This is a genomic window from Microbacterium sp. IEGM 1404, from assembly GCF_030056775.1.
In the GTDB taxonomy this organism is placed as follows: domain Bacteria; phylum Actinomycetota; class Actinomycetes; order Actinomycetales; family Microbacteriaceae; genus Microbacterium.
This window is the reverse complement of sequence record NZ_JASHKP010000002.1, coordinates 891,300-915,283: the sequence shown is the minus strand read 5'-3', so window position 1 is coordinate 915,283 and position 23,984 is coordinate 891,300. Positions and strand designations below refer to the sequence as shown.

The following is a 23,984-nucleotide window of genomic DNA, read 5'->3' as shown; positions in this document are numbered from 1 at the left end:
GAGGACACATGGCGAGTCAGGACTGGTTCGACAAGGACTTCTACAAGGTCCTCGGTGTCGACAAGGGCGTGAGCGCTGCCGATCTGAAGAAGACGTACCGCAAGCTCGCGCGCCAGTACCACCCCGACTCGAACCCGGGTGATGCCAAGGCCGAGGCGAAGTTCAAGGAGATCAGCGAGGCCTACGCGGTGCTCAACGACCCCGAGCAGCGCGAGGAGTACGACCAGATCCGGGCCATGGGCTCGGGGGCGCGCTTCTCGGCACCCGGGGCCGGCGGGGGCGGCGGTTTCGACGACGTCTTCAGCCGATTCGGGCAGCAGCGCGGAGGCGCGTCCGCTCCCGGCGGCGGCTTCGAGGACTTCTTCTCCATGTTCGACCAGCAGGGCGGCGGCTTCGGCTCCGGCCGGTTCGGTCAGACCACGGGTGGCTACCGCGGCTTCGGCGGACCGCAGCGCGGAGCCGACGTCACCGCCCGGACGACGCTGGACTTCGTCACCGCCGCCAAGGGCGAGACGATCACCCTGCAGGGCGAGGACGGTGTCCCGTTCAAGGTGAAGATCCCCGCGGGGGTCGCCGACGGCCAGAAGATCCGACTGCGCGGTCGCGGCCGTCCGTCTCCGGACGGCGGCGAGAACGGCGACATCGTCGTGACGGTCGCGGTCCGGCCCCACCCGGTGTTCTCGCGCGAGGGGCTCAACCTGCGGCTGACGGTCCCCGTGACCTTCACCGAGGCGGCCCTCGGCGCCACGATCGAGGTGCCCACCCTCGGGGGCGAGCCCGTGCGGCTGCGTGTCGCACCGGGCACCCCCTCCGGGCGCGTCCTGCGGGTCAAGGGGCGCGGCATCCATTCGTCCAAGGGCACCGGCGACCTGCTCGCCGAAGTCCAGGTGGCCGTTCCGCAGCACCTCAGCGACGAAGCCCGCGAGGCCCTCGAGCGCTTCCACGCGCTCGAACCGAAAGAGAATCCCCGCGCCGACCTGATGGCCAAGGCGCGTCAGTGACGCCGTGCTCCTGGCATCCGCCACAATCGGATGCCAGGAGCACGCGATCCACGAGAGAGGAGAGGCCGTGTCCGACAAGGAACTCGATGAGGATGCGCCGATCTTCGCGATCGCCGTGGCCGCCGAGCTGTCGAACATGCACCCGCAGACGCTGCGGCAGTACGACCGGCTCGGCCTGGTCGTGCCCGCCCGCACGCAGGGCGGATCGCGGCGGTACTCCAGCCGCCACGTGCAGCAGTTGCGCGAGGTCGCGCGCCTGTCGAGCGAGGGGATGAGCCTCCCCGCGATCGCGCGTCTGCTGGCGCTCGAGGAGCGGGTGCACGAACTCGCGCGGCGCGTCACCGACCTGGAGCGTCAGCTGATGGCCGAGCGCCAGTCGCGTCCGGGCGCCCGGGTCTTCGCCGCGGGGGCCACGGGTTCGGTGGTGACGCTGCGCCACGGGGCGCGCGTGCGGCGGGCGACCGACGTGGTGCTGTGGCGCCCGGGCGGGTTGCTCGACGACGAGGACTGACGGCCGGCGCGCCGGGACGCGCTGAGGGTGCGCGGCGACGCGTGACCCGCGTCTCGCCGCCGGTCGGACGATTCTCGGACGATTGTCGGATGCCGGTTCCCCCATCCGCTCCTACAGTGAGGCGTGTTCACCGGCGACGCCCCGGAACACACCCCCGGAGGGCGCTCGTCGAACATCCGAGCGGAGGCTGACATGCCATTTGTGACCACGACCGACGGCGCCGAGATCTTCTATAAGGACTGGGGCAGCACCGACGCCCAGCCCATCGTCTTCCACCACGGATGGCCGCTGTCGTCCGACGACTGGGACGCCCAGCTGCTGTACTTCCTCGACAAGGGCTACCGCGTCATCGCCAGCGACCGCCGCGGTCACGGCCGCTCGTCGCAGATCGGCACCGGCCACGACATGGACCACTACGCCAGCGACGTCAGCGCCGTCGTCGAGCACCTCGACCTGCACAACGCCATCCACATCGGTCACTCGACCGGTGGCGGCCAGGTCGCCCGCTACGTCGCGCAGTACGGTCAGCCGCAGGGTCGCGTCGCCAAGGCCGTGCTCGTCGCCGCCGTGCCGCCGATCATGCTGCAGAGCGACACCAACCCCGAGGGCACCCCGCTGTCGGTGTTCGACGGGTTCCGCGAGGCGCTCGCCGCCAACCGTGCGGAGTTCTTCGAGGCCGTGGCATCCGGCCCCTTCTACGGCTTCAACCGCGAGGGCGTCACCCCCTCGCAGCCCGTCATCGACAACTGGTGGCGTCAGGGCATGACCGGCAGCGCGCAGGCGCACTACCTCGGCATCAAGGCGTTCTCCGAGACCGACCAGACCGAAGACCTCAAGGCCATCACGGTCCCGGTGCTGGTGCTCCAGGGCGACGACGACCAGGTCGTGCCGTACAAGGCCGCCGCGCTTCTGCAGCACGAGCTGCTGCAGAACTCGACCCTCAAGATCTACGAGGGCTACCCGCACGGCATGCTCACGACGCACGCCGACGTGATCAACCCCGACATCCTGGCGTTCATCCAGGAGTGATCGGTCCTCCGCATCCGACGGCGCGCTCCCACCCGGGGCGCGCCGTCGTCGTTCCACCGTGGGTCTCAGAGGGCCACGCGCGTCGCGGCGGGCGTCCGTACCGTGGGCCGTACCCACCCCGGACCGCACGTGAGGAGCCGCACGATGCACCCGTCGCAGATCATCGATCAGTTGTCCCACGCCCTCGCGCGACGCGTGACCCTCCGCCGCGCCGACGAGCCCGCGGATGCCGACGCCGACATCGCGTTCGGCGGTGGTGCGCTGCGCATCGGCGGGACGGCGCGCGCCGACCTCTCGCCGCGCGAGTGGGCCGTGGTCGACGCCGCGGTTCACCTGCTCGAGACGGCCTCCGGCGCGAGTCCCGCGGCGCGCCGTGACCGCGTGTTCGCGAACCTCATCGACGACGACTCGAGCGTGCGTCGCGATGCGCTGTGGGAGCTCCGTTCCCGCCGCTGGATCGACGGACGCGCCGACGGCATCGAGCTGCTCGCCGTGGTGCTCGACCCGGTACCGGAACTGGGCATCGTCGTGTTCGGGCGCCGCCTGGCGACCGTCCTCCACGGTGCCGTGCAGTTCGTCGGCGTCCACCGAGGAGCCGCGATCTTCGTGGCATCCCGCACCCTCGACCTCGACGCCCTGAACAGGACGGTGGATGCCGAGGCCGCCGCGCAGGGCATGACCGCCCGGGGGTTCGCGCTGGCGGCGGGGTCGCCCGACGACGGCGACGTGGATGACGCGGTCTCGCGCGCCATTCGATCCGCGCACCTGCGCGCGACCCTCCCCGACCAGGTGACCTCGGTGCGCGCCGAGGACCTCGGCGGCTGGGCGCTCGTGCAGACGCTGCCCCGCTCGCGCTCGCTCCTCGTGCAGGCGTGCCCGGCGGCCTTCGTGCTGGCGTCGTCGGAGGACTCGACGCAGCGCGACACCGTCGAGGCGTACCTGGATGCCGCGGGGCGCGCCTCCGTCGCCTGCCAGCGCCTGCACATCCACCGCACGACGCTGTACTACCGGCTCGAGCAGATGCCGGAGGTCGTCCGCGAGGCCCTGGCCGACGGCCTGCAGCGGAGCACGCTGCACCTGACCCTCAAGCTCCTGCGGTTGTGGGACGAGGAGCTGCGCCGCGAGGAGCCGGCCGCGGTGACGCCGGTGCCGCTGCCGCGCGAGCGCACTGCGGAGCGTCTGTTGGCGTAGAACCGACGGCCCGGGCGCCCGGGCGTCAGGCCGGGCGTGCGACCAGTCGCGACGAACGCGCCGCGAGCTCGCGCAACCGTCGGGGCGGCACGCGCAGGCGGCTGAGCTGCACGATGCCCTGGGAGGCGAGCACCGTGGTCTCGGCCGCGCGCCGTGCGTCTGCGGGCGAGAGGGCGATGCGGTGGGCGGCAGCGGTCTCGCACAGCCGTGCGGTGAGCGCGGACTCCATCTCGTCGATCGCGGCGTCCGCCACCGCGAGGACCTCGGGGAACCGCTCGCCGAGCTCGGCGATGCTGTTGAGCATGAGGCATCCACGTCGGTCCGCGTAGGAGAGGCAGTCGGAGACGACGCGGTCGAGGTACTCGGAGGCGGCGGCTTCGAGGTCGGCGCTGGGTCCCGCCGGACCGCCCGAGGCGAGCTCGACGCGGGCCGCGCAGTAGCGGCCGAAGACCCGGAGGAAGAGTCCGAGCTTGCTGCCGTAGCGGGCGTAGAGGCTGCTCGTGCCGACGCCGGACGCACGGGCGACCTCCTCGAGCGAGGTCCGGTCGTACCCGCGCGTCCAGAACAGCTCCTGCGCCGTGTCGAGCAGATTCTGCTCGTCGTACTGCCGAGGCCGACCCATGAGCCAACGCTATCCCGTCGCCCCCGGGGGCCCTCAATGCACTCGTCCGGTTGCGACGTACTCGTGTCCGTTCGTGCAGCACGAGAGGAACCGCTCCCACGGAGAATTGGAGGGAGCATTCCACTACTCGCCGGAGGCTGATGTGAACGACACCGCGGGGCCGTTGGCCGTGTTCCTTCGCGACCGCCGCGAGTCGTTGACGCCCGAGCAAGTGGGGATCGCGCGGGAGCCGCGCCGACGCGTGCGGGGCCTGCGGCGCACCGAGGTGGCCGATCTCGCCGGCATCAGCAGCGACTATTACCTGCGGCTCGAGCAGGGCCGCGGGCACCAGCCGTCACGGCAGGTGCTGTCGGCGCTCGGCCGTGCGCTGCTCCTCGACGGCCCCGGCGAGGAGTATCTCCACCGCATCGCCGATCTTTCCGGCGAGGGCCGACCGTCGGCCGAGGAGGACGACCTCCCGGAGGGCGTGGCGACGCTCGTCGACCTGTACGCCGACACCCCCGCCTACGCCCTCAACGGCACCCTCGACGTCGTCGCCGTGAACGCCCCCGGCCGGTTGCTCGCACCCGACCAGCTGCGCGTCGGTTCCAACCTCCTGGTCTCGGTGTTCGAGCATTTCCCCGACCCGCACTCCGAGCCGGACTGGCGTCGGACGGCCGAGACGCTCGCCGCTGCTCTGCGGTACTACGCCGATCCCCGGAGCCCGCGCCTGCGGAAGCTCGTGGCGGGGCTCTCGGCGAGCGACCCGCGCTTCGCGGAGATCTGGAGCCGGTGCGAGATCCGCCCGCACCGCAGCTCACGGCCGATGGTGCACATCGAGCCGCACGGCTGGGTGCACCTCCGCAGCGAGACCCTCGCCGTCCCCGGCACGTCCGGCTACACCGTCACGGTCTTCTTCGCAGAACCGCGCACCCCGGGCGTCGCGGCTCTTCGCGACCTCGTCGCCCGCGCGCGGGCGGAGGAAGAGGGGGATGCCGAGTACGTGGCATCCCCGTCCCTCGCGTCCGCGTCCGGGGTGCCCCGGCGGCAGGCGCTCTGACCCCGGGTCAGGCGGGGGACGGGAGGTCGTCCTCCACGGGGGACGGTGCGTCCGTGACGCTCGATGCGCGGAACCGCCGCTGATACGCCGACGGTGTCGTCCGATACCGGTCCACGAACGCGCGGCGGAGCGCGGCGGCGGACGAGAATCCCGCCGCCGCGGCGGACTCGGCGACCGTCCGCCCGTTCTCGAGCTGGTTCACGGCGAGCTCGAGCCGCAGCGACGCGATGTAGGCGCTCGGCGTGACGCCGAGTTCTTCGCGGATGACACGGGTCAGATGCCGCGGGCTGACATTCACGTGCGCGGCCAGTCCGGTCACGGTCGTCGGCCGGGTCGGATCGTTCGAGACGTACTCGGCCACCGCCTGCGCGAGGGGCGTCCGCGGAGCCGGGAGCTTCAGCGCCGCGGAGAACTGCGACTGCCCCGCCGAGCGGCGCATGTACACCAGGAGGTGCTGCGCGACGCTGCGCGCGACGTCGGTGCCGAGATCCTCCTCGAGCAGGGCGAGCGCGAGGTCGATCCCGGCGGCCACGCCCGCCGACGTGTAGATGTCGCCCTGCCGCGTGTAGATGCGCTCCGAGTCCACCGCGACGAGCGGGTACCGGTCGGCGAGCATGTCGGCGAACTTCCAGTGCGTGGTCGCGGGGAAGCCGTCGAGCAGGCCCGTCGCCGCCAGTCCGAACGCGCCGCTGCAGATCGAGGCGACCCGCCGCGATCTCTGCGAGAGCGACAGGATCGCCGCGCGCAATTCGGGGTCGTCGAAGACGGCGGGAGCCAGCTCGCTGCCCGGGATGATCACCGTGTCGAGCGGCCCGCTGTCCGCGGCCGCGCCATCGACGCCCAGGCGCAGCCCCATGAACGCCTCGACGCCTTCGCCGGTGGGCGAGAAGAACAGGATCTCGTACGCGTCGGTCGCGAGATTCGCCTCGGAGAACACCTCGGCCGGGCCGACGAAGTCCAACGCCTTCACCCCGTCGAACAGGAGGAAGCCGATGCGGCGGCGTTCGGCATCCATGTCGTGTCCTCCGGGTGATGCACGGGCGAGGGATGCCCCCACCCTTCCACCGATCGGGCTCCGGCACACGGCGATCTCCTCCGACAGGTGTCGCAGCGGCCGCTTGAGGCGCTCACGCTCGGTGGGGGCGCGCCCGGCGCTCCTCGCCAGCGCGTGATCGCCGGTCCTAGAGTGCGAGCATGACGCTCGCAACCGTTCCTCCCCCGGTGGGCCAGCGCGGCGAGAGCGCTGCGACGCGGCGGTGGGAGGCCTGGACCTACTGGCCGCTCACCGTCCTCGCCCTGCTGTGGGTGGTCGTCTACACCGCGCAGGTGATCGGCGACATCCGCGGGAGCTGGGAGGGCATCGCCTTCACGTTCATGCTCGCGGTGCAGATCGTCTTCGCCGGCGACTACCTCGTGCGACTGCTGTGGGCGCGGCCGCGAGGGGTCTGGTTCCGGAGCCATCTGCTCGATCTCGCCGTGGTGTTCGTGCCGATCCTCCGGCCGGTGCGGCTGCTCGGTGCCCTGACCCGGCTGACGAGCTTCACCCGCACGGCCGGCAGTTCGGTACGCGCGCAGCTGATCATCTACGGTCTCGGCAGCGTGCTGCTGCTCATCTGGCAGGTCGCCCTCGTGGTGCTGCAGGCCGAACGGCACGCCCCGGGGGCGAGCATCCGGACGTTCGGCGACGCCCTGTGGTGGGCCGTCTGCACCGTGACGACGGTCGGTTACGGCGACTACGCGCCCGTCACGGTCGTCGGTCGGCTCGCCGCCGTCGTGCTCATGGCCGGGGGAGTGGTGCTCGTCGGTCTCATCGTCGCGACGATCTCGTCGTGGGCGAGCGAGCGCGTCGCCCACGCGCACGACCGGCGTCGGGTTCAGCCCGACGACGCGGTCGATCGCGCGCACCCCGACCGGTGAGGGCCCGCGGTCCGCACCGTCGGACGGGGTCGCGTCGTCAGGCCGGACCGAGCCGCAGCACCGTGGCCGATTCGCCCACGCGCAGGTCGTCCACGACCCGGAGCGTCCGCGCGACGTCGTCGACGGCCGCGATCACGGTGCCGAACCGTTCCCGGTCGGCGCACACGGCGGTGACCGTGACGAAGTGCGCGCCCGTGTCCCACGTGTAGGTCGCGAACGGAGGCGTGCGCGGGTCGGCGGGCAGCGGCATCGCGAGCTTCTCGCCGACCCCGAGGTGCGGGTTGGGGAACGACTCGGTGTCGTCGTACTCCATGGGCATCATCGCGCGCGCGGCGCGCAGCTGCGACGTCGCCTCCTGCAGCTGCGCCATGACGACGAGCAGGTCGGGGTCGCTGCGCCACACCCACACCAGCACGCGGCCGGCCGCGCGGCGCATGAGGAGCGGCGCGGCCTGACTCGCCACCCAGGCGAAAAGCCCGCTGCCCGGGCGCTCGGTCGCGCCGACCGCGCGGTTCGCCTGCGTCAGCAGCATCCGGATCGCGGCCTTGCGATGCCGTCTGCCGCGCAGCCCGAGCGAGCCGGTGACGGGCACCCAGAGGTCGGTGGGGGCGTCTGCCTGGAGTCGGGGCATGGCTCCAGCCTACGAGTCCGGATGCCACGATGCCGGGGTCGTCGTACGCCCACGGCGGAAGCGCTCCCGCGATGTCGGAGGTTCGTGCCACTCTTGATCCGCGGTGGTCGTGCCGCCCCGATCGGACTCCCGGAGAACGTCGTGCTCGGAAAGCTCCTCATCCGGTATCTCTCGAGATACCGCTGGCTCCTCGTCGCCATCCTGGCGTTCCAGGCCGCGTCCGCTGTCGCGACGCTGTACCTGCCCCGCCTGAACGCCGACATCATCAACCTCGGCGTCGCCCAGGGCGACACCGGATACATCTGGTCGCGCGGCGCGATCATGCTCGTCATCTCGCTCGGGCAGATCACGGCATCCGTCATCGCCACGTACTTCGCCGCGCGTGCGGCGATGGCCGCCGGGCGCGACATCCGTCGCGACGTCTTCGAGCGCGTGAGCGGATTCTCGGAGCGGGAGCTCTCGCAGTTCGGTGCCGGATCGCTCATCACGCGCAACACGAACGACGTGCAGCAGGTGCAGATGCTCGCGATGATGGGCGCGACGATGCTCGTCAGCGCCCCGCTCCTCGCGATCGGCGGCATCATCATGGCCCTGCAGCAAGACGTGGGCCTCAGCTGGCTGATCGGCGTCGCGGTGCCGGTGCTGCTGGTCCTGGTCGCGCTGATCATCGCGCGGATGGTGCCGCTCTTCCGGAGCTATCAGACCAAGCTCGACGCGGTGAACCGCATCATGCGCGAGCAGCTCACCGGCGTGCGCGTGGTGCGCGCGTTCGTGCGCGAGCGCATTGAAGAAGAGCGCTTCCGCGGAGCGAACACCGACATCCTCGTCGTGGGTCGCAAGGTCGGCTCGCTCTTCGTCCTGCTGTTCCCGCTCGCGATGCTCGTGCTGAACGTCACCGTGGTCGGGGTCATCTGGTTCGGCGGCATCCAGGTCGACGCCGGCGGGGTCGAGATCGGCACGCTCTTCGCCTTCATCCAATACGTCGCCCAGATCCTCGGCGGCGTGCTCATGGCCAGCTTCATGACGGTGATGATCCCGCGCGCCGCGGTCTCGGCCGAGCGCATCACCGAGGTGCTCGACAGCACCTCCACCCTCCGTCGACCCGAGAACCCCGTCGCAGCCTTCCCCGCTCCGGGCGAGGTCGTCTTCGACGACGTGGCGTTCGCGTACCCGGGGGCCGAGTCGCCGGTCGTCTCGGGCATCAGCTTCACTGCGGCTCCCGGCGAGACCGTCGCGATCGTCGGATCCACGGGGGCGGGGAAGACGACGCTCGTCTCGCTCATCCCGCGTCTGTTCGACGTGACCGACGGTTCCGTGCGCGTCGGCGGCGTCGACGTGCGGGAGGCCGACCTCGACGAGCTGTGGCGCGGCATCGGGCTCGTGCCGCAGCGTCCGTTCCTCTTCAGCGGCACGGTCGCCTCGAACCTGCGATTCGGTCGGGAAGAGGCGACCGACGACGAGCTGTGGCGGGCGCTCGAGATCGCGCAGGGCCGCGACTTCGTGCAAGAGATGGAGGGCGGCCTCGAAGCCCGCATCGCCCAGGGCGGCACGAACGTGTCCGGCGGGCAGCGCCAGCGCCTGGCCATCGCCCGCGCGATCGTGCACCGCCCGCGCATCCTGGTCTTCGACGACTCGTTCTCGGCCCTCGACCTCACCACCGACGCGCGATTGCGCAGAGCCCTGTGGGAGGAACTGCCGGACGTGACGAAGATCGTCGTCGCGCAGCGCGTCTCGACGATCACCGGAGCCGACCGCATCGTGGTGCTCGAAGACGGGCGCATGGTCGGGCTCGGCAGCCACGACGAGCTGCTCCAGACCAGTGCCACGTACCGCGAGATCGTCGAGTCGCAGCTGGGGGTGGAAGCATGAGCACGCCCGACGCCCTCACCGAGGAAGAACGCGCCGAGCTCGAACTCGCCGAGCAGGCCCGCCAGGGTTCCGGCGACTGGAACAGCGTCGCACCGGGCAAGGCCGCGGCCTTCGGCCCGAGCTTCCGCCGTCTCATCGGTCTGCTGCGGCCCTACGCGTGGGCCTTCGCCTTCGTCTCGTTCCTCGGGGCCATCGGCGTGGTGCTCGCGGTGCTCGCCCCGCGCGTCCTCGGCAACGCCACGAACATCATCTTCGAGGGCGTCGTCTCGAAGTCCCTGGCCCAGGGCTTTCCCGAGGGCACCCCGAAGGACACCGTCGTCGAGGCGCTCCGCTCCGCCGGGCAGGGCGACGTCGCCAACATCGTCTCCGCCATGGACAACTTCCAGGTCGGGGCCGGGGTCGACTTCGACGCGCTCCGCATCGTCATCGTCACCGTCCTCGCGATCTACGTCGGCTCGTCGCTGCTGTCGTGGATCCAGGGCTACGTCATCAACGTGATCATGGTGCGCACCATGTGGCGTCTGCGCGAAGACGTCGAGGCCAAGATCAACCGCCTGCCGCTGTCGTACTTCGACAAGGTGCAGCGCGGCGAGCTCATCTCGCGCGTGACCAACGACATCGACAACATCACGCAGACGATGCAGCAATCGCTCTCCAGCGCTCTCACCTCGGTGCTGACGGTGGTCGGCGTGCTCATCATGATGTTCAGCATCTCGTGGCAGCTGGCCCTCGTCGCCCTCGTCTCGCTGCCGCTCATGGCGGTGATCTTCGGCGTCATCGGACCCCAGTCGCAGAAGGCCTTCGGCGAGCAGTGGAAGAAGGTCGGCCGCCTCAACGCCCGCATCGAGGAGTCGTTCTCGGGACACGCGCTCGTGAAGGTGTACGGCCGCGAGAAGGACGCGCGCGAGAAGTTCGAGGTCGAGAACGACGAGCTGTTCGAGGCGAGCTTCAAGGCGCAGTTCCTCTCCGGCATGATCATGCCCGGCATGATGTTCGTCGGAAACCTCACCTACGTGGGCATCGCGGTGCTGGGCGGCCTGATGGTCGCGGGCGGCCAGATCCGCCTCGGTGACGTGCAGGCCTTCATCCAGTACTCGCAGCAGTTCACTCAGCCGCTGTCGCAGCTGGGCGGCATGGCCGCCGTCGTGCAGTCGGGCACCGCCTCGGCCGAGCGCGTGTTCGCGCTGCTCGACGCCGACGAGCAGGACCCGGATGCCGACGACGCCCCGGCCCATGTCGAGGGCCGCGGTGTCATCGAGTTCCAGTCGGTGCGGTTCTCGTACACGCCCGACCGGCCGCTCATCCGCGACCTGTCGTTCCGCGTCGAGCCCGGCCAGACGGTGGCGATCGTCGGCCCGACCGGCGCGGGCAAGACGACGCTCGTGAACCTCATCATGCGGTTCTACGAGCTCGACGGAGGCCGCATCCTCCTCGACGGGCAGGACATCGCCGACCTCCGCCGCGACGACGTGCGCTCGCGCACCGGCATGGTGCTGCAGGATCCGTGGCTGTTCGCCGGCACGATCCGCGACAACATCCGGTACGGGCGCGAGTCGGCCACCGACGAAGAGATCGTCGAGGCCGCCGTCGCGACGCGCGTCGACCAGTTCGTCCACTCCCTGCCCGAGGGGTACGACACGGTCCTCGACGAGGATGCCGCGAACGTCTCGGCCGGTGAGAAGCAGCTCATCACGATCGCGCGCGCGTTCGTCGCGCGGCCGTCCGTGCTGATCCTCGACGAAGCGACGTCGTCGGTCGACACGCGAACGGAACTGCTGCTGCAGCAGGCGATGGCGGCCCTCCGCGAGGGGCGCACATCGTTCGTCATCGCGCACCGCCTGTCGACCATCCGCGACGCCGACCTCATCCTCGTGATGGAGCACGGCGACATCGTCGAGCAGGGATCGCACGACGAACTGATCTCCGCGCACGGCGCTTACTGGCGCCTCTACCAGTCGCAGTTCGAGAGCGCGGCCGACGACGGCGCGCCCGTGCTCGACCCGAGCGCCGCGCGCGGCTGACGCCGCCGCCCGCAGCGTTTGGGGCGCGTTCTGCCGTTTGGGGCGAGATTCCCGCGCCCCAAACGGAGGAACCCGCCCCAAACGGAGGAACGCGGAACGGGAACGTGCGGACAGCCGACGGCCCCCGCGCGCGGGCGGCATCCGGGGTCCTCCAAAACCGCTCGGGTACAGTTGTGACGCGCATGCACCGCACCGTGCGACCCGTTCCGCCGCACAGATAGGCCTCACCACCCGTGACCACTCCTGCGACGCCCGCCCCCTCACCCTCCCCCGACCGCCCGCTCAGGGTCCTGATCGGCGCCGACACCTTCCTCCCGCACGTCAACGGCGCGGCGCGCTTCGCCGAGCGGCTCGCCGCCGGTCTCGTGGCGCGCGGACACGACGTCCACGTCATGGCGCCGAGCGACGGGCACCGCAACACCGGTGTGTTCACCGAGGTCATCGAGGGCGAACCGATGACCATGCACCGTCTTCCGTCGTGGCGCTTCCTGCCGCACGACTGGCTGACGTTCGTCCTGCCGTGGCGGGCGAAGCACTACGCCCGACGGGTGCTCGACGACGTGAAGCCCGACGTGGTGCACATCCAGTCGCACATCATCATCGGGCGCGGCCTCGCGCGCGAAGCCAAGAAGCGCGGCATCCCGCTCATCGCCACGAACCACGTGATGGCCGAGAACATCCTCGACTTCACGACGCTGCCCGACTTCCTCGACCGCATCTTCGTCAAGCTCGCCTGGGCCGACGCGAAGCGCACGTTCGCCCTCACGCGCGCGGTGACCACACCCACGCGCCGTGCGGCGGACTTCCTCGAGTCGACGATCGACATCCACGGCGTCATCCCGGTCTCGTGCGGCATCGACCGGTCGAACTACACCGCCGACCTCGAGCCGCGCGACGCGAACCGCATCCTCTTCGTCGGACGCCTCACGAGCGAGAAGGGCATCGACGTCGTCCTGCGCGCGCTCGCGCAACTCGACCCGGCCCTGAACGCCACGTTCGACGTCGTCGGCGGCGGCGACCAGCGCCGCAACCTCGAGCAGCTCGCCGCACAGCTCGGCGTCGCCGACCGGGTGACGTTCCACGGGCACGCGTCCGAGGAAGACCTCCGCTCCCTCTACACGCGGGCGAGCGTGTTCGCGATCGCCTCGATCGCCGAACTGCAGTCGATCGCGACGATGGAGGCGATGGCATCCGGTCTGCCGATCGTCGCGGCGAACGCCGTCGCCCTCCCGCACCTCGTGCACGACGGCGAGAACGGCTACCTCTTCGAGCCGGGTGACGCCGACGAGCTCGCCGCGCGCCTCACCGACGTGCTGACCGCCGAGCCCGACGAGCGTCGCCGCATGCAGCAGGCGTCGCTCGACGGGGTGCGGGTCCACGACATCGGCCGCACGCTCGACACGTTCGAGGCGCTCTACCGCGGACGGCCGATTCCGGAGTGACCCCGTGCACGTGGTGATGTTCGCCGACCAGCACGTGGAGTCGCTGGGCGGTGCGCAGGTGTCGATGCGGTTGCAGCGGCGGTTCCTCGAGCGCGCAGGCCACACCGTGACGATCGTCGCGCCTCGGATGCATCGCCGAGCCCCCACCGACACCGCGTACGTCGACCTCCCGTCGATCCCGGTCACCCTCGACCGCGAGTACGCGCTCTCGTGGCCGGGTCGCCGGACGGATCGTCTCGTGGATGCCGCGCTGGCCGGCCGCGCGCCCGTCGACGTCGTGCACGTGCAGGCGGATTTCTGGGGCGCGTTCATCGGCCACCGGTACGCGGCACGGCAGGGGCTCCCGGTCGTGCACACGATGCACAACCGCGTCGACGTCGGCATCGAGGCAACCGCCCCGTTCCCGGGGCTCGTGATGCGGGTGCTCAACGCGTGGGCGCGCCGGGCGCTTCGGCCCGCGCTGCGCGGCCGGGAACCCCGGCACGAGCCCGACGGCTGGGCCTACCTGCGCCGCCTCGCACTGTTGTCGGCCGCGGTCACGGCGCCGTCGGCGCACTTCGCGCGGCGGCTCGAGGCGCACGGCGCGGTCCCCGGCGACATCGTCCGAGGCGCTGAGGACACGGCCCGCGTCGACGTCGTGTGGAACGGCATCGACGACGACATCCTGGATGCCGCCCTCGCGGCGGGATCCACCGAGCGCCGCCCCGGCCGCCCCCGGTTCGTCTGGATCGGTCGCATGAGCCCGGAGAAGCGGCTTCTGCCCTTCCTCGAGGCCGTGGCGGCAGCGGGCATCGACGCCGAGGTCGAGGTCATCGGCGGGGGAGCGCAGCTGCGCGCGGCCCGTCGCCTCGTGGAGCGCACGCGGCCGGTGGCATCCATCCGCTTCGCGGGGAGGATGCCGTACGCCCGGACGCTCGCGCGTCTCGCCGCGGCGGACGCCGTCGTGCAGACCTCGATCGGCTTCGAGACGCAGGGCATGACGGTGTTCGAGGCCGCATCGCTCGGGACTCCCGCCGTCGTCAGCGACCCCGACATCGCCGCGGAGCTCGGCGGGGGCGTCTGGAGCGTCGCGGATGCCACGGTCGCGGCGCTCGCCGAGACTCTGCGCCGCGCGGCGGCCGACATCGCCGCGGGCTCCCCGGTCGCGGTGGATCCGACGATCGGGGAGCGGTTCCGGCAGTCGTCGCGCACGGCGGCGATGGTCGAGGTCTACGCCCGGGCCGTCGCGCCGCGCTGAGCGCGCTGGACGCGGCCGGGGGTCGCGCGCCGCGACGCGTCGGCGGCCTCGGGTGCGGCGGCCCCGGTCGCGGCTGCGGCGGACGCGGCGGGCGTTGCGGCTTTGTCGCGCGGTGCGCGGAGCTCGCTGCCGCCGGGGAGGCGGCGCGGGTCGGTGGGGACGTGGCGGTAGCCGTCGGTGCGGATCAGCCAGACGGAGGCGCCGATCCCGATCAGGGCGAGGAGGCCGAAAGCGATGAAGTATGCCATGGCAGAGAAACTACGTCTGTACGAATCATGCCTGCGAGTGGCATGATGGACGACGTTCGATGTATTTCTGCCACCCGGAGGATCCATGCGTTCCGTCGCCGTCGTCGTCCAACCCGGCTTCGCCCCGTTCGAGTTCGGCCTCGCGTGCGAGGCGTTCGGACTCGACCGTAGCGATGACGGCATCCCGAACTTCGACTTCCGTATCGTGAGCCCCGACCCGGGCGTGGTCCCGTCGAACATCGGGTTCTCCATCAACGTCGAGCATGGTCTCGACGCCGCCGACGACGTCGACATCCTCGTCCTGGCCCCGATCCCCCGCGCGCAGTGGGAGCACGTCGACGAACGCGTGATCGACCTCGTGCGCCGCGCCGACGCCCGCGGCGCGTGGCTGCTGAGCGTGTGCAGCGGCTCGTTCGTCCTCGCCGCCGCGGGCGTCCTCGACGGGCGTCGCGCCACGACCCACTGGCGCTACGCCCACACGATGGCCCGCATGTATCCCGAGATCGAGGTCGACCCCGACGTGCTGTACGTCCAGTCGGGCAACATCATCACGAGCGCCGGTACCGCGGCGGGGCTCGACGCATGCCTGCACCTGCTCCGGCAGGAACTGGGAGCCGAACTCGCCAACCGCATCGCCCGGCGGATGGTCGTCGCGCCGCAGCGCGACGGCGGGCAGGCGCAGTTCATCGCGGCCCCGATCCCGGTCGACACGTCGCTGTCGCTCGCCCCCGTCACCGAGTGGATGATGCAGAACCTGCACGCCGACCTGTCGGTCGAGCGGCTCGCGGCCCGCGCGCACATGTCGCCGCGGACGTTCGCGCGCCGCTTCAAGGCCGACTTCGGTGCGACGCCGGCCGCGTGGTTGGCGCGGCAGCGGCTGCTGCACGCCCAGCGGCTCCTCGAGGAGACCGACCTCGGCATCGATCGCATCGCGTCGGAGTGCGGCTTCGGCTCGGCGGCGGTGCTGCGGCAGAACTTCGCCCGCACGATGGGGCTCACCCCCACCGCTTACCGCGCCCGCTTCTCGTGCTCCGACGACGTGGCCGTGCCCCGGGAGGCGGTTCCGGCCTGAGCTCGCCGGACCGCCCCGCCTCAGGCGTGCGCGGCGACGAACGCGGCGTGGTCCGCGCGCGACACGTCGGCGTACGCGAACGCCCAGGACGCCAGTGCCTCGGTCACCGCGCGACCGGAGCCGACGTAGCCCGCCACGGCGGCGGCATCCGGAGACTGTGCGTGCGCGCGTGCCAGGGTGACCCCGCACGCCTGGGCGTATCGGCGGAACGGCTGGTCGGCGAGCTCCACCATCTCGATGCCGCCCTTCATGTCGTGGAACTGGCGCACGTAGTAGTCGGCCTCGGCGCCCCGGACGTGCCCGAGGAACGGGTCGGACACGCCCTGGAGAACGCGCTGCAGCGACACGACCCGCGCCCCCTCCCCGTCGGACGCGATGAGCGCGACCAGCGATTCCGGCTGACGGATGCCGCCGAACTGCTGCAGCACGCTGGCGCCGGCCTGCTTCCCCTGGAGGACGAAGGCGTGAGCGTCCCCGTCCTGCAGGAGCAGGAGGTAGCAGCGGGTTCCGACGCTGCCCACGCCCACCACGCGACGCGCGACGTCGGTGATGCTGTACTGCTCGAGGGTCAGGCGCACGTCGACGTTCGCCGACGTCCGGTAGGCGCCGTCGACGGCGAGGACGCGCGCGGCGAGCTCCGAGTCGACGGGGGTCATGAGCGGCGGCTGGCGCACGAACGCGAGGCGTCCCGCCCCCACGTCGGTGGTGAGGCGGCGGACGGCGCGGGCGCCGGTCCGCCGTTCCGCATCGGCCATGGCGTTCTTCAGCACGGAACGGGACGCGCGGTCCAGCGAGTCGAGGACGTCCCGCGGCCCGAAGTGCTCGAAGTAGCGCTCGATCGGGTCGCGCTGCGCCAGCGCGCGGATCGCGCGGATGTAGGAGCCGACCGTCGCCTCGACGGCATCCCGGACGACGGACTCGTCGCGTCCGGTCTCCGCGCCGGCGAGGACGACGCTGGTGAGGAGCCTCTTGAGGTCCCATTCCCACGGCGCCCAGGCCGCCTCGTCGAAGTCGTTGAGGTCGAAGACGAGGGTGCGCTGCGGTGAGGCGTAGAAGCCGAAGTTCGCCACGTGGGCGTCGCCGCACGAGGCGACGTGGAACGGGGTGGACGGGTCGCGCGCGAGGTCGGCGGCCATGACGGCCGCGGAGCCGCGGTAGAAGGCGAACGGGTTCGCCGACATCCGCTCGATGCGCAACGGCACGAGTTCGGGGATGCGGGTCGCATTCTGCGCATCCAGGATGCCGAGCGGATCGCGGCCCTCGACGGTGAGGCGTGCGAGATCGCGCCGCGGCAATCGCTTCCGCATCTCGCGACCCTGAGCGCGGCGCTCGGTCGACGAGGGCGGCGGGTTCCACGGGATGTCGGGGCGGGGCGCGGTGGCCGTACCTGTGCTCACGCGCTCACCATAGACCCGCCGATGCCGCAGCGGTGGTGGGTGTCCCGGCATCCATTGCCCTTCCGACCGGCCGCTGCTAAACTTGAGTCAACGCAACTCAAGTTTGCGAAAGATTTCCAGGAGACACCATGAACGCCACACAACAGCCCGGACAGGGGGACGCGCGGAGCGCCCTCGAGCAGTTCGGCATCAACCTCACCGACCGGGCCCGGCAGGGCAAGCTCGACCCCGTCATCGGGCGCGACAGCGAGATCCGCCGGGTCAGCCAGGTGCTCACGCGACGCACGAAGAACAACCCCGTCCTCATCGGCGAACCCGGCGTCGGCAAGACCGCCGTCGTCGAGGGGCTCGCTCAGCGCATCGTCGCGGGCGACGTCGCCGAGAGCCTCAAGAACAAAGAGCTCGTCGCCCTGGACATCTCGGCGCTCGTCGCCGGTGCGATGTACCGCGGCCAGTTCGAGGAGCGCCTGAAGAGCGTCCTCAAAGAGATCACCGAGTCCGACGGTCGCATCATCACCTTCATCGACGAGCTGCACGTGCTCATGGGCGCGGGTGGCGGCGAGGGCTCCGTCGCGGCATCCAACATGCTCAAGCCCATGCTCGCCCGCGGAGAACTGCGCCTGATCGGTGCGACCACCCTCGACGAGTACCGCGAGTTCATCGAGAAGGATGCCGCCCTCGAACGCCGCTTCCAGCAGGTGTACGTCGGCGAGCCCAGCGTCGAAGACACGATCGCCATCCTCCGCGGCCTCAAGGAGCGGTACGAGGCGCACCACAAGGTCGCGATCGCCGACGCGGCTCTGGTGGCCGCGGCATCCCTGTCCAACCGCTACATCCCGTCACGGCAGCTGCCCGACAAGGCCATCGACCTCATCGACGAAGCCGCGTCGCGCCTGCGCATGGAGATCGACTCGGCCCCGCTCGAGATCGACGAGCTGCGTCGCCACGTCGACCGCCTCAAGCTCGAAGAGCTCGCGCTGAAGAAAGAGAAGGACGCCGCCTCGAAGGAGCGCCTGGCGACCCTCCGCGAGACCCTCGCGGCCGAGCAGGCGAAGCTCGACGAGCTGCAGGCCCGCTGGGAGCGCGAGCGCGCGTCGCTCAACCGCGTCGGCGACCTGAAGACGCGTCTCGACGCCGCCCGCGTGGATGCCGAGCGCGCGCAGCGCGAGGGCAACCTGGAGCGCGCGTCGCGCCTGCTGTACGCCGACATCCCGGCGCTCGAGCGCGAGCTGATGACCGCCGAGCGCGAGGAGCCCGCGGGCGACCGCATGGTCAACGAGCAGGTCACCGACGAAGACATCGCGGCGGTCATCGCGGCGTGGACCGGCATCCCCGTCGGTCGTCTCCTGCAGGGCGAGACCGAGAAGCTGCTCCACCTCGAGCGCGAGCTCGGCAAGCGCCTGATCGGGCAGAAGGATGCCGTGAAGGCGGTGTCCGACGCGGTGCGGCGCTCGCGCGCCGGCATCAGCGACCCGAACCGCCCGGTCGGCTCGTTCCTGTTCCTCGGCCCCACGGGCGTCGGCAAGACCGAGCTCGCGAAGGCGCTCGCCGACTTCCTCTTCGACGACGAGCACGCCATGGTGCGCATCGACATGTCGGAGTACGGCGAGAAGCACTCCGTCGCGCGGCTCGTCGGTGCCCCTCCGGGGTACATCGGCTACGAGCAGGGCGGTCAGCTGACCGAGGCCGTGCGTCGGCGCCCGTACAGCGTCGTGCTGCTCGACGAGGTCGAGAAGGCGCACCCCGAGGTGTTCGACATCCTGCTGCAGGTGATGGACGACGGCCGGTTGACCGACGGCCAGGGCCGCACGGTCGATTTCACCAACGTCATCCTGATCCTGACGTCGAACCTCGGCTCGCCGATCCTCATCGACCCGACGCTGTCGATCGAGACCAAGCGCGAGCAGGTGCAGGCACTGGTGCGCCAGGCGTTCAAGCCCGAGTTCGTGAACCGTCTCGACGACATCGTGATCTTCCAGGCGCTCACCGAGGACGACCTCGCCCAGATCGTGGAGCTCGCGGTCGACGCGCTGCACAAGCGGCTCCGCGAACGTCGCCTGACGCTCGCGGTCACGCCCGACGCCCGGTCGTGGCTCGCCGAGCGCGGATACGACCCGGTGTACGGCGCGCGTCCGCTCCGCCGCCTGATCCAGTCCGAGGTGCAGGACCGCCTCGCGATGGCGATCCTCGCCGGCGGGGTGCACGACGGCGACCTGGTGAAGGTCGATGTCGCGAGCGACGGCGAGTCGCTGGTGCTGGCCAGCGCCGGTCCCGCCGCCGACCCCGTGTCCGACGACGACGACGTGATCGAGGCCGAGATCATCGAGTAACCCGGTAGTCGGGTCCCCGGGCCCCCGGGCTTCGGCTCCGGCTCCGGCTCGGTCCCCGGCTTCGGCTCCCGGCCCCGGGCTCCCGCTCGGCACCCGGCTTCGGCGCCCGGCTCGGTCCCCCGGCTTCGGCCCCCGGCTCCGGCATAAACGCGATCCACGCGTAGAAACGCGCTCTCCCCGTGTTTCTCGTCGTGGATCGCGTTTATGCGTGGGGTGGATGCCGGGAGCCGGTGGCGCGTGGGGTGGGAGGCCGGGAGCCGGCGTCGCGTCGGGTGGATGCCGGGAGCCGGCGCCGCGCGGGATGCCGGGAGCCGGCGTCGCGGGGGATGCCGCGGCGCCCCGGACCCCCGCCCGCCGCTACCCTGGCCGCATGACGATCGCGACGGCCGACCTCTACGACGAGCGCTGTGAAGACCTCGACTCGCTCGCGCTGCAGCTGCTCGACCTCGGTGGCCGCGTCGCGTTCGCGGGCCCGATCCGCACGGTGCTATGCCACCGCGACAACGCCCTGGTCAAGCAGGTCCTGGCCACGCCGGGCGAGGGTGCGGTGCTGGTGATCGACGGCGGCGGTTCGCTCGAGTCGGCGCTGGTCGGCGACCTCATCGCCGCGTCCGCCGTCGAGAACGGCTGGGCGGGGATCATCGTGAACGGCGCGATCCGCGACCGCGCCGCCTTGGCCGGGCTGCCCCTCGGTGTGAAGGCGCTCGGTTCGAATCCGCGCAAGAGCGCGAAGGACGGCGTCGGCGAGATCGACGTGCCCGTGACGATCGCGGGCGTCGTCTTCACCCCCGGTCGGCACGTCTGGGCCGACGCCGACGGCGTGCTCGTCGAGCGCTGAGACGCGGCATCCGGTGCCCGTCTTCTTCCTCGTCGGCATCGCCGTCATCCTGCTGTGGTCGCTGGTCGCGCACCGCTTCGAACGAATCGGTGCGCTGGGCCCCGCGTTCCTCGCGCTGGCCGGGGCGGTGCTGGTCTTCGCCGACCCGGATGGCTTCTCGTCGGCTCTGGCGGGGCCGGAGGCCGAGCGCGTCGTCGAACTCGTGCTGGCGGTGCTGCTCTTCGTCGACGCGTGCGACGTCCGCGGCGGCGTGTTCGGCGGGGTGGGGCGTGCGCTCGCGCGGCTCGTGCTGATCGCCCTGCCGCTCGCGCTGATCCTCGCCGTGCTCGCGGGGTTCGCGCTGCTGCCCGATGTGAACGTCCTCGTCCTCGTGGTGATCGCGTGCGTCGTGATGCCCACGGACTTCGCCCCCGCGGCGATGCTGCTGCGCTCACCGCGCATCCCCGAGCGCGTCCGGCGGATCCTCACCGTCGAGAGCGGCTACAACGACGGCCTCGTGTCGCCGATCTTCGGCGTGTTCCTCGCGGCGGCCGTCGCGCTCCCCGCGCTCCTCGACGCCGCCGAGTCGGGAGCCGACCTCGACGCGCAGCCCGAGCTCGTGAAGAACCTCGAGGACATGTTCGACGCCTTCTTCGGTGCGGCCCCCGCCACGATCGCGGCGATCGTGATCGGCGGGGCCGTCGGTGGTGCGATCGGCATCCTCGCCCGCTGGACCGTGGCGCGCAGATGGGCGGATGCCAGTGGCATCCGGTACGTCATGCTCCTGACACCGCTGCTCGCCTACGGGATCGCAACCCTCAGCGACGTCGCCGCGAACGGTTTCGTCGCCGCGTTCGTGGCGGGCATCGTCTATCGACTCACGCGCGCGAAGGACCTCGAGGGGCGCAACGTCCCCCATGCCGAGACGCTCCTCGTCGAGGAGGCGGGGACCCTCGCGGCCAACATCATCTGGTTCGTCATGGGGGCGGTGCTGACGGTCGTGATCCTCAACGGCGTCGATCTGCGCGTGGTGATCTTCGCGGCGCTCGCGGTCACGGTGCTGCGGGCGATCCCGGTCGGCATCGCCCTGCTGCGCTCGCCGATCTCGTGGCGCGACCGCGCGCTGATCGGGTTCGTCGGTCCGCGTGGGACGGCGACCATCGTGTTCGGGCTCCTCGCGTACAACCGCCTCCCCGAGGACACGGGCGACGTCGTGCTGTCGACCATGGTGTTCACGGTGGTGCTCAGCATCCTGTTCCACGGGGTGGTGACCCCGTTCGCGGTGCGGCGGTTGCTTCCCGAGGCGTCGGGGCGCCAGATCACGTGATGTCGCCGAGGTGACCCGGCGTGTGCGCGCCACGGCGGGTGGCCTCGCCCAGATCACGTGATGTGGCTCCACCCAGGACCCGCCGCAGACGCCTCCGCCCCCGTGCCGCGAGTGCGGGTACGGGGGCGGAGGGATGCCGGGGACCGGCGGGGCGTCAGGCGTCGAGCAGCAGCGACTCGGCGAGGGGACGGCGCGTGCGGGGCGCGGACTCACGGGCGCGGACGGCCTCGTCGGCGGCATCCGGGTCTCCGAAGGCGCCGACCGCGATCACGGTCACGGGCGTGAAGCGGGCGTCGATGTCGAACGCGGCGCGCAGGTCGTCGGGGGAGAAGCCGCCCATGGTGTGGGTGGCGAGGCCGCGGGCGTGAGCCTCGACCGTGAAGAACGCGGCGGACTGGCCGGCGTCGTAGACGGCCCAGGGGCGGGCATTGCCCTCGTCGTCGACGGTCTCGGCGAGGACGACGAGCAGCGCGCCGGCGGACGGAGCCCAGCCCTGGTTGAACCCGACGAGCGACTCGACGACCTTCGCGTGCGCTTCGGTCCCGCGACGGGCGAGCAGGAAGCGCCACGGCTGGGTGTTGTTGGCCGAGGGTGACCAGCGGGCGGCCTCGAGGGCGGCGCGCAGTGCCTCTTCGTCGATGGGGGCGTCGGCGTCGAAGACGCGGGTGCTCCAGCGCTCGGCCAGGACGTCGAGGATCGGGACGTCGGTCTGCGCGGTGCGGTCGAGAACGTGGGACATGGGGGTACTCCTCGGGGGTGAGAACGATGCCGGGGCTCCGTCGACCCGATCCATGGAACGCGGTCCAGCCGCCGGATGTTCCCGTGTGACGGAGAAAGTCACAGCCCCCAGGACGCCGGTCCGGCCGTGCCCGCCGGGTACTCGTCGAGCGGCACCTGTCCGGCACGCCACGCGTCGATGACCGGCTGCACGATGCGCCAGCACTGCTCGGCGGCGTCGCCGCGCACGGCGAGCATGGCGTCGCCGTCCAGGATGCCGGAGAGCACCTCGCCGTACGCCTTCAGGCCGCCTTCGCCGAGGTCGGCCGCGAGGGTCACGCGCTCGAGCTCGAGCGGGTCGTCGGCGCCGTTGACGTTCAGGCCGAGGCTCATCGTGTCGGGGCCGAGCGAGAACGTGAGCACGGAAGGGTCGCTCTCGCCGACGAACCCGTCGGGCAGGTGCCGCACGGGCTTGAAGGTCACCGTCACCGCCGGGTCGCCGGCATCCGGGCCCAGGGCCTTGCCCGACCGCAGCACGATCGGCACGCCCTGCCAGCGCGCGGTGCGCACCTCGACCGTCATCTCGGCGAGGGTCTCGGTCTGCCGCGCGGGGTCAACGCCGGGCTCGTCGGCGTACGACGTGAAGTGGCGGTCGCCGATCGTGCCCTCGGTGTACCGGGCGCGGCGGGAGCTCTTCACCGGGTCGTCGCCCCACACGTGGGTCGCGCGCAGCACCGCGGAGGTGGCATCCCGGAGGTCGAGCTGGTCGAGGGAGGACGGCGGCTCCATCGTCACGAACGCCATGACCTGCAGCAGGTGGCTCTGGATCATGTCGACGAGGGCGCCGGCGTGGTCGTAGTACCCCGCGCGGCCCTCGAGCCCGAGCTTTTCGGGGAAGTCGACCGTGATCGCGGCGATGTCGTCGGCCGACCACACGCTCTCGATGAGCCGGTTGGCGAAGCGGACGCCGAGGAGGTTGAGCACCGTCGACCGGCCGAGGAAGTGGTCGATGCGGAACACCTGGTTCTCGGGGACGAGCTTCGCGACCTGCTGGTTGAGCGCGTGGGCGCTGGCCTCGTCGGTGCCGAACGGCTTCTCGAGCGCGAGGATCGTGCCCTCGGGGATGGTCACGTCAGCCAGTGCCACGCACGCCTTCTCGGCGACGGCCGGCGGGACGGCGAAGTACAGCGCCGGCCGGCCCTCCGCGGCATCCAGGAGCTCCTGCAGATCGGACGCCTTCGTGATGTCGGCCTGGCTGTAGGTGGTCTCGGCGACCTTGTCGAAGGCCTTCTCGGCGCCCATCGTCGCGAACGAGGCGCGCACGGTGTCGCGCCACTTCTCGTCGGTCCAGTCCTCCATGCCCGCGCCGTGCAGCCGCACCGAGCGGTTCGGCTCGCGCGTGAGCAGCTGCCCGAGGGCGGGCAGCAGGAGACGCGAGGTGAGGTCGCCCGAAGCGCCCAGGATGATGAGGGTGGTGTCCGCCGGCATGGGGCCACCGTAGCGTCCCGGTCCGACACCGACGGGTCGCTTGCAGCCGGCCCACGGATGCCACTATCGAGATGCACG

21 protein-coding genes are annotated in these 23,984 nt (G+C 71.3%); 14 read left to right on the top strand and 7 right to left on the bottom strand.

Annotated elements, in window-relative coordinates; all coding sequences use genetic code 11:
* The first annotated feature begins 8 nt into the window (after positions 1-8).
* The 4 genes from QM517_RS09955 (at position 9) to QM517_RS09940 (ending at position 3,732) form a co-directional block, all read left to right on the top strand.
* Entirely contained in the window at positions 9-1,001 is a 993-nt protein-coding gene (locus QM517_RS09955) for a DnaJ C-terminal domain-containing protein (RefSeq protein ID WP_077051247.1), read from the top strand.
* 67 nt (positions 1,002-1,068) lie between these two features.
* Positions 1,069-1,512 carry a heat shock protein transcriptional repressor HspR gene (locus QM517_RS09950; RefSeq protein WP_077051248.1) on the top strand — a complete coding sequence of 148 codons (444 nt, stop codon included), beginning with the start codon at positions 1,069-1,071 and terminating at the stop codon, positions 1,510-1,512.
* Between the two features lie 192 nt (positions 1,513-1,704).
* Complete coding sequence (locus QM517_RS09945; RefSeq protein ID WP_077051415.1) at positions 1,705-2,541, top strand: alpha/beta fold hydrolase; 837 nt, start codon at positions 1,705-1,707, stop codon at positions 2,539-2,541.
* A 144-nt stretch (positions 2,542-2,685) separates the two neighbouring features.
* Entirely contained in the window at positions 2,686-3,732 is a 1,047-nt protein-coding gene (locus tag QM517_RS09940; RefSeq protein ID WP_283287082.1) for a helix-turn-helix domain-containing protein, read from the top strand.
* Between the two features lie 25 nt (positions 3,733-3,757).
* On the opposite strand, the gene QM517_RS09935 is transcribed toward QM517_RS09940, so the two are convergent.
* Positions 3,758-4,354 (bottom strand): TetR/AcrR family transcriptional regulator, encoded by a 597-nt coding sequence (locus QM517_RS09935; protein WP_283287081.1) that lies wholly within the window; start codon positions 4,352-4,354, stop codon positions 3,758-3,760.
* Between the two features lie 142 nt (positions 4,355-4,496).
* Between QM517_RS09935 and QM517_RS09930 the strand changes: the two genes are divergently transcribed.
* Positions 4,497-5,393: a helix-turn-helix transcriptional regulator gene (locus QM517_RS09930; protein WP_077051251.1), complete on the top strand. Its 897-nt coding sequence runs from the start codon at positions 4,497-4,499 to the stop codon at positions 5,391-5,393.
* A 7-nt stretch (positions 5,394-5,400) separates the two neighbouring features.
* On the opposite strand, the gene QM517_RS09925 is transcribed toward QM517_RS09930, so the two are convergent.
* Complete coding sequence (locus tag QM517_RS09925) at positions 5,401-6,408, bottom strand: GlxA family transcriptional regulator (RefSeq protein WP_160897629.1); 1,008 nt, start codon at positions 6,406-6,408, stop codon at positions 5,401-5,403.
* 179 nt (positions 6,409-6,587) lie between these two features.
* Here QM517_RS09925 and QM517_RS09920 point away from each other — a divergent pair, with 179 nt between their 5' ends.
* Positions 6,588-7,310 carry a potassium channel family protein gene (locus tag QM517_RS09920; RefSeq protein WP_283287078.1) on the top strand — a complete coding sequence of 241 codons (723 nt, stop codon included), beginning with the start codon at positions 6,588-6,590 and terminating at the stop codon, positions 7,308-7,310.
* Positions 7,311-7,347: 37 nt separating this feature from the next.
* On the opposite strand, the gene QM517_RS09915 is transcribed toward QM517_RS09920, so the two are convergent.
* On the bottom strand, positions 7,348-7,941 hold the full coding sequence (locus QM517_RS09915) for a hypothetical protein (RefSeq protein WP_077051254.1): 594 nt from the start codon (positions 7,939-7,941) through the stop codon (positions 7,348-7,350).
* Positions 7,942-8,082: 141 nt separating this feature from the next.
* Between QM517_RS09915 and QM517_RS09910 the strand changes: the two genes are divergently transcribed.
* The 4 genes from QM517_RS09910 (at position 8,083) to QM517_RS09895 (ending at position 14,510) form a co-directional block, all read left to right on the top strand.
* Entirely contained in the window at positions 8,083-9,810 is a 1,728-nt protein-coding gene (locus tag QM517_RS09910) for an ABC transporter ATP-binding protein (RefSeq protein WP_283287317.1), read from the top strand.
* Complete coding sequence (locus QM517_RS09905; RefSeq protein ID WP_283287076.1) at positions 9,807-11,831, top strand: ABC transporter ATP-binding protein; 2,025 nt, start codon at positions 9,807-9,809, stop codon at positions 11,829-11,831. Before QM517_RS09910 ends, QM517_RS09905 begins: the two co-directional genes overlap by 4 nt.
* Before the next feature lie 233 nt (positions 11,832-12,064).
* Positions 12,065-13,273: a glycosyltransferase gene (locus QM517_RS09900; RefSeq protein WP_283287075.1), complete on the top strand. Its 1,209-nt coding sequence runs from the start codon at positions 12,065-12,067 to the stop codon at positions 13,271-13,273.
* A 4-nt stretch (positions 13,274-13,277) separates the two neighbouring features.
* Positions 13,278-14,510 carry a glycosyltransferase family 4 protein gene (locus QM517_RS09895; RefSeq protein ID WP_283287074.1) on the top strand — a complete coding sequence of 411 codons (1,233 nt, stop codon included), beginning with the start codon at positions 13,278-13,280 and terminating at the stop codon, positions 14,508-14,510.
* On the opposite strand, the gene QM517_RS09890 is transcribed toward QM517_RS09895, so the two are convergent.
* A complete protein-coding gene (locus QM517_RS09890) occupies positions 14,483-14,758 on the bottom strand; it encodes a hypothetical protein (RefSeq protein WP_283287073.1) in 276 nt (91 codons plus the stop codon). The two genes, QM517_RS09895 and QM517_RS09890, sit on opposite strands and share 28 nt — an antisense overlap.
* An 85-nt stretch (positions 14,759-14,843) precedes the next feature.
* Here QM517_RS09890 and QM517_RS09885 point away from each other — a divergent pair, with 85 nt between their 5' ends.
* Positions 14,844-15,830: a GlxA family transcriptional regulator gene (locus tag QM517_RS09885; protein ID WP_283287072.1), complete on the top strand. Its 987-nt coding sequence runs from the start codon at positions 14,844-14,846 to the stop codon at positions 15,828-15,830.
* Positions 15,831-15,850: 20 nt separating this feature from the next.
* Here the strand turns inward: QM517_RS09885 and QM517_RS09880 are convergent, their stop codons facing one another.
* Entirely contained in the window at positions 15,851-17,227 is a 1,377-nt protein-coding gene (locus QM517_RS09880) for a DUF2252 domain-containing protein (protein ID WP_283287071.1), read from the bottom strand.
* A 128-nt stretch (positions 17,228-17,355) separates the two neighbouring features.
* Here QM517_RS09880 and QM517_RS09875 point away from each other — a divergent pair, with 128 nt between their 5' ends.
* The 3 genes from QM517_RS09875 (at position 17,356) to QM517_RS09865 (ending at position 21,701) form a co-directional block, all read left to right on the top strand.
* Positions 17,356-19,557 carry an ATP-dependent Clp protease ATP-binding subunit gene (locus QM517_RS09875; RefSeq protein ID WP_303655471.1) on the top strand — a complete coding sequence of 734 codons (2,202 nt, stop codon included), beginning with the start codon at positions 17,356-17,358 and terminating at the stop codon, positions 19,555-19,557.
* A 370-nt stretch (positions 19,558-19,927) separates the two neighbouring features.
* Positions 19,928-20,395 carry a ribonuclease E activity regulator RraA gene (rraA, locus tag QM517_RS09870; protein ID WP_283287070.1) on the top strand — a complete coding sequence of 156 codons (468 nt, stop codon included), beginning with the start codon at positions 19,928-19,930 and terminating at the stop codon, positions 20,393-20,395.
* 13 nt (positions 20,396-20,408) lie between these two features.
* Positions 20,409-21,701: a cation:proton antiporter domain-containing protein gene (locus QM517_RS09865; protein WP_283287069.1), complete on the top strand. Its 1,293-nt coding sequence runs from the start codon at positions 20,409-20,411 to the stop codon at positions 21,699-21,701.
* Between the two features lie 154 nt (positions 21,702-21,855).
* Here the strand turns inward: QM517_RS09865 and QM517_RS09860 are convergent, their stop codons facing one another.
* Together QM517_RS09860 and QM517_RS09855 are read right to left on the bottom strand one after the other, a co-directional pair.
* The gene (locus tag QM517_RS09860) at positions 21,856-22,440 is read right to left on the bottom strand and encodes a nitroreductase family protein (RefSeq protein ID WP_077051263.1); all 585 of its coding nucleotides are present in this window, start codon (positions 22,438-22,440) and stop codon (positions 21,856-21,858) included.
* 98 nt (positions 22,441-22,538) lie between these two features.
* Positions 22,539-23,906, bottom strand: a complete 1,368-nt coding sequence (locus QM517_RS09855) for a glucose-6-phosphate dehydrogenase (RefSeq protein ID WP_283287068.1) — start codon at positions 23,904-23,906, stop codon at positions 22,539-22,541.
* Between the last annotated feature and the right edge of the window lie 78 nt (positions 23,907-23,984).

Excerpts from the sequence above, each read along its gene's own strand:
- QM517_RS09955 (WP_077051247.1), top strand. The coding sequence starts at position 9 with ATGGCGAGTCAGGACTGGTTCGACAAGGACTTCTACAAGGTCCTCGGT.
- QM517_RS09945 (WP_077051415.1), top strand. The coding sequence starts at position 1,705 with ATGCCATTTGTGACCACGACCGACGGCGCCGAGATCTTCTATAAGGAC.
- QM517_RS09940 (WP_283287082.1), top strand. The coding sequence starts at position 2,686 with ATGCACCCGTCGCAGATCATCGATCAGTTGTCCCACGCCCTCGCGCGA.
- QM517_RS09935 (WP_283287081.1), bottom strand. The coding sequence starts at position 4,354 with ATGGGTCGGCCTCGGCAGTACGACGAGCAGAATCTGCTCGACACGGCG.
- QM517_RS09925 (WP_160897629.1), bottom strand. The coding sequence starts at position 6,408 with ATGGATGCCGAACGCCGCCGCATCGGCTTCCTCCTGTTCGACGGGGTG.
- QM517_RS09920 (WP_283287078.1), top strand. The coding sequence starts at position 6,588 with ATGACGCTCGCAACCGTTCCTCCCCCGGTGGGCCAGCGCGGCGAGAGC.
- QM517_RS09915 (WP_077051254.1), bottom strand. The coding sequence starts at position 7,941 with ATGCCCCGACTCCAGGCAGACGCCCCCACCGACCTCTGGGTGCCCGTC.
- QM517_RS09905 (WP_283287076.1), top strand. The coding sequence starts at position 9,807 with ATGAGCACGCCCGACGCCCTCACCGAGGAAGAACGCGCCGAGCTCGAA.
- QM517_RS09890 (WP_283287073.1), bottom strand. The coding sequence starts at position 14,758 with ATGGCATACTTCATCGCTTTCGGCCTCCTCGCCCTGATCGGGATCGGC.
- QM517_RS09885 (WP_283287072.1), top strand. The coding sequence starts at position 14,844 with ATGCGTTCCGTCGCCGTCGTCGTCCAACCCGGCTTCGCCCCGTTCGAG.
- QM517_RS09875 (WP_303655471.1), top strand. The coding sequence starts at position 17,356 with ATGAACGCCACACAACAGCCCGGACAGGGGGACGCGCGGAGCGCCCTC.
- rraA (WP_283287070.1), top strand. The coding sequence starts at position 19,928 with ATGACGATCGCGACGGCCGACCTCTACGACGAGCGCTGTGAAGACCTC.
- QM517_RS09860 (WP_077051263.1), bottom strand. The coding sequence starts at position 22,440 with ATGTCCCACGTTCTCGACCGCACCGCGCAGACCGACGTCCCGATCCTC.
- QM517_RS09855 (WP_283287068.1), bottom strand. The coding sequence starts at position 23,906 with ATGCCGGCGGACACCACCCTCATCATCCTGGGCGCTTCGGGCGACCTC.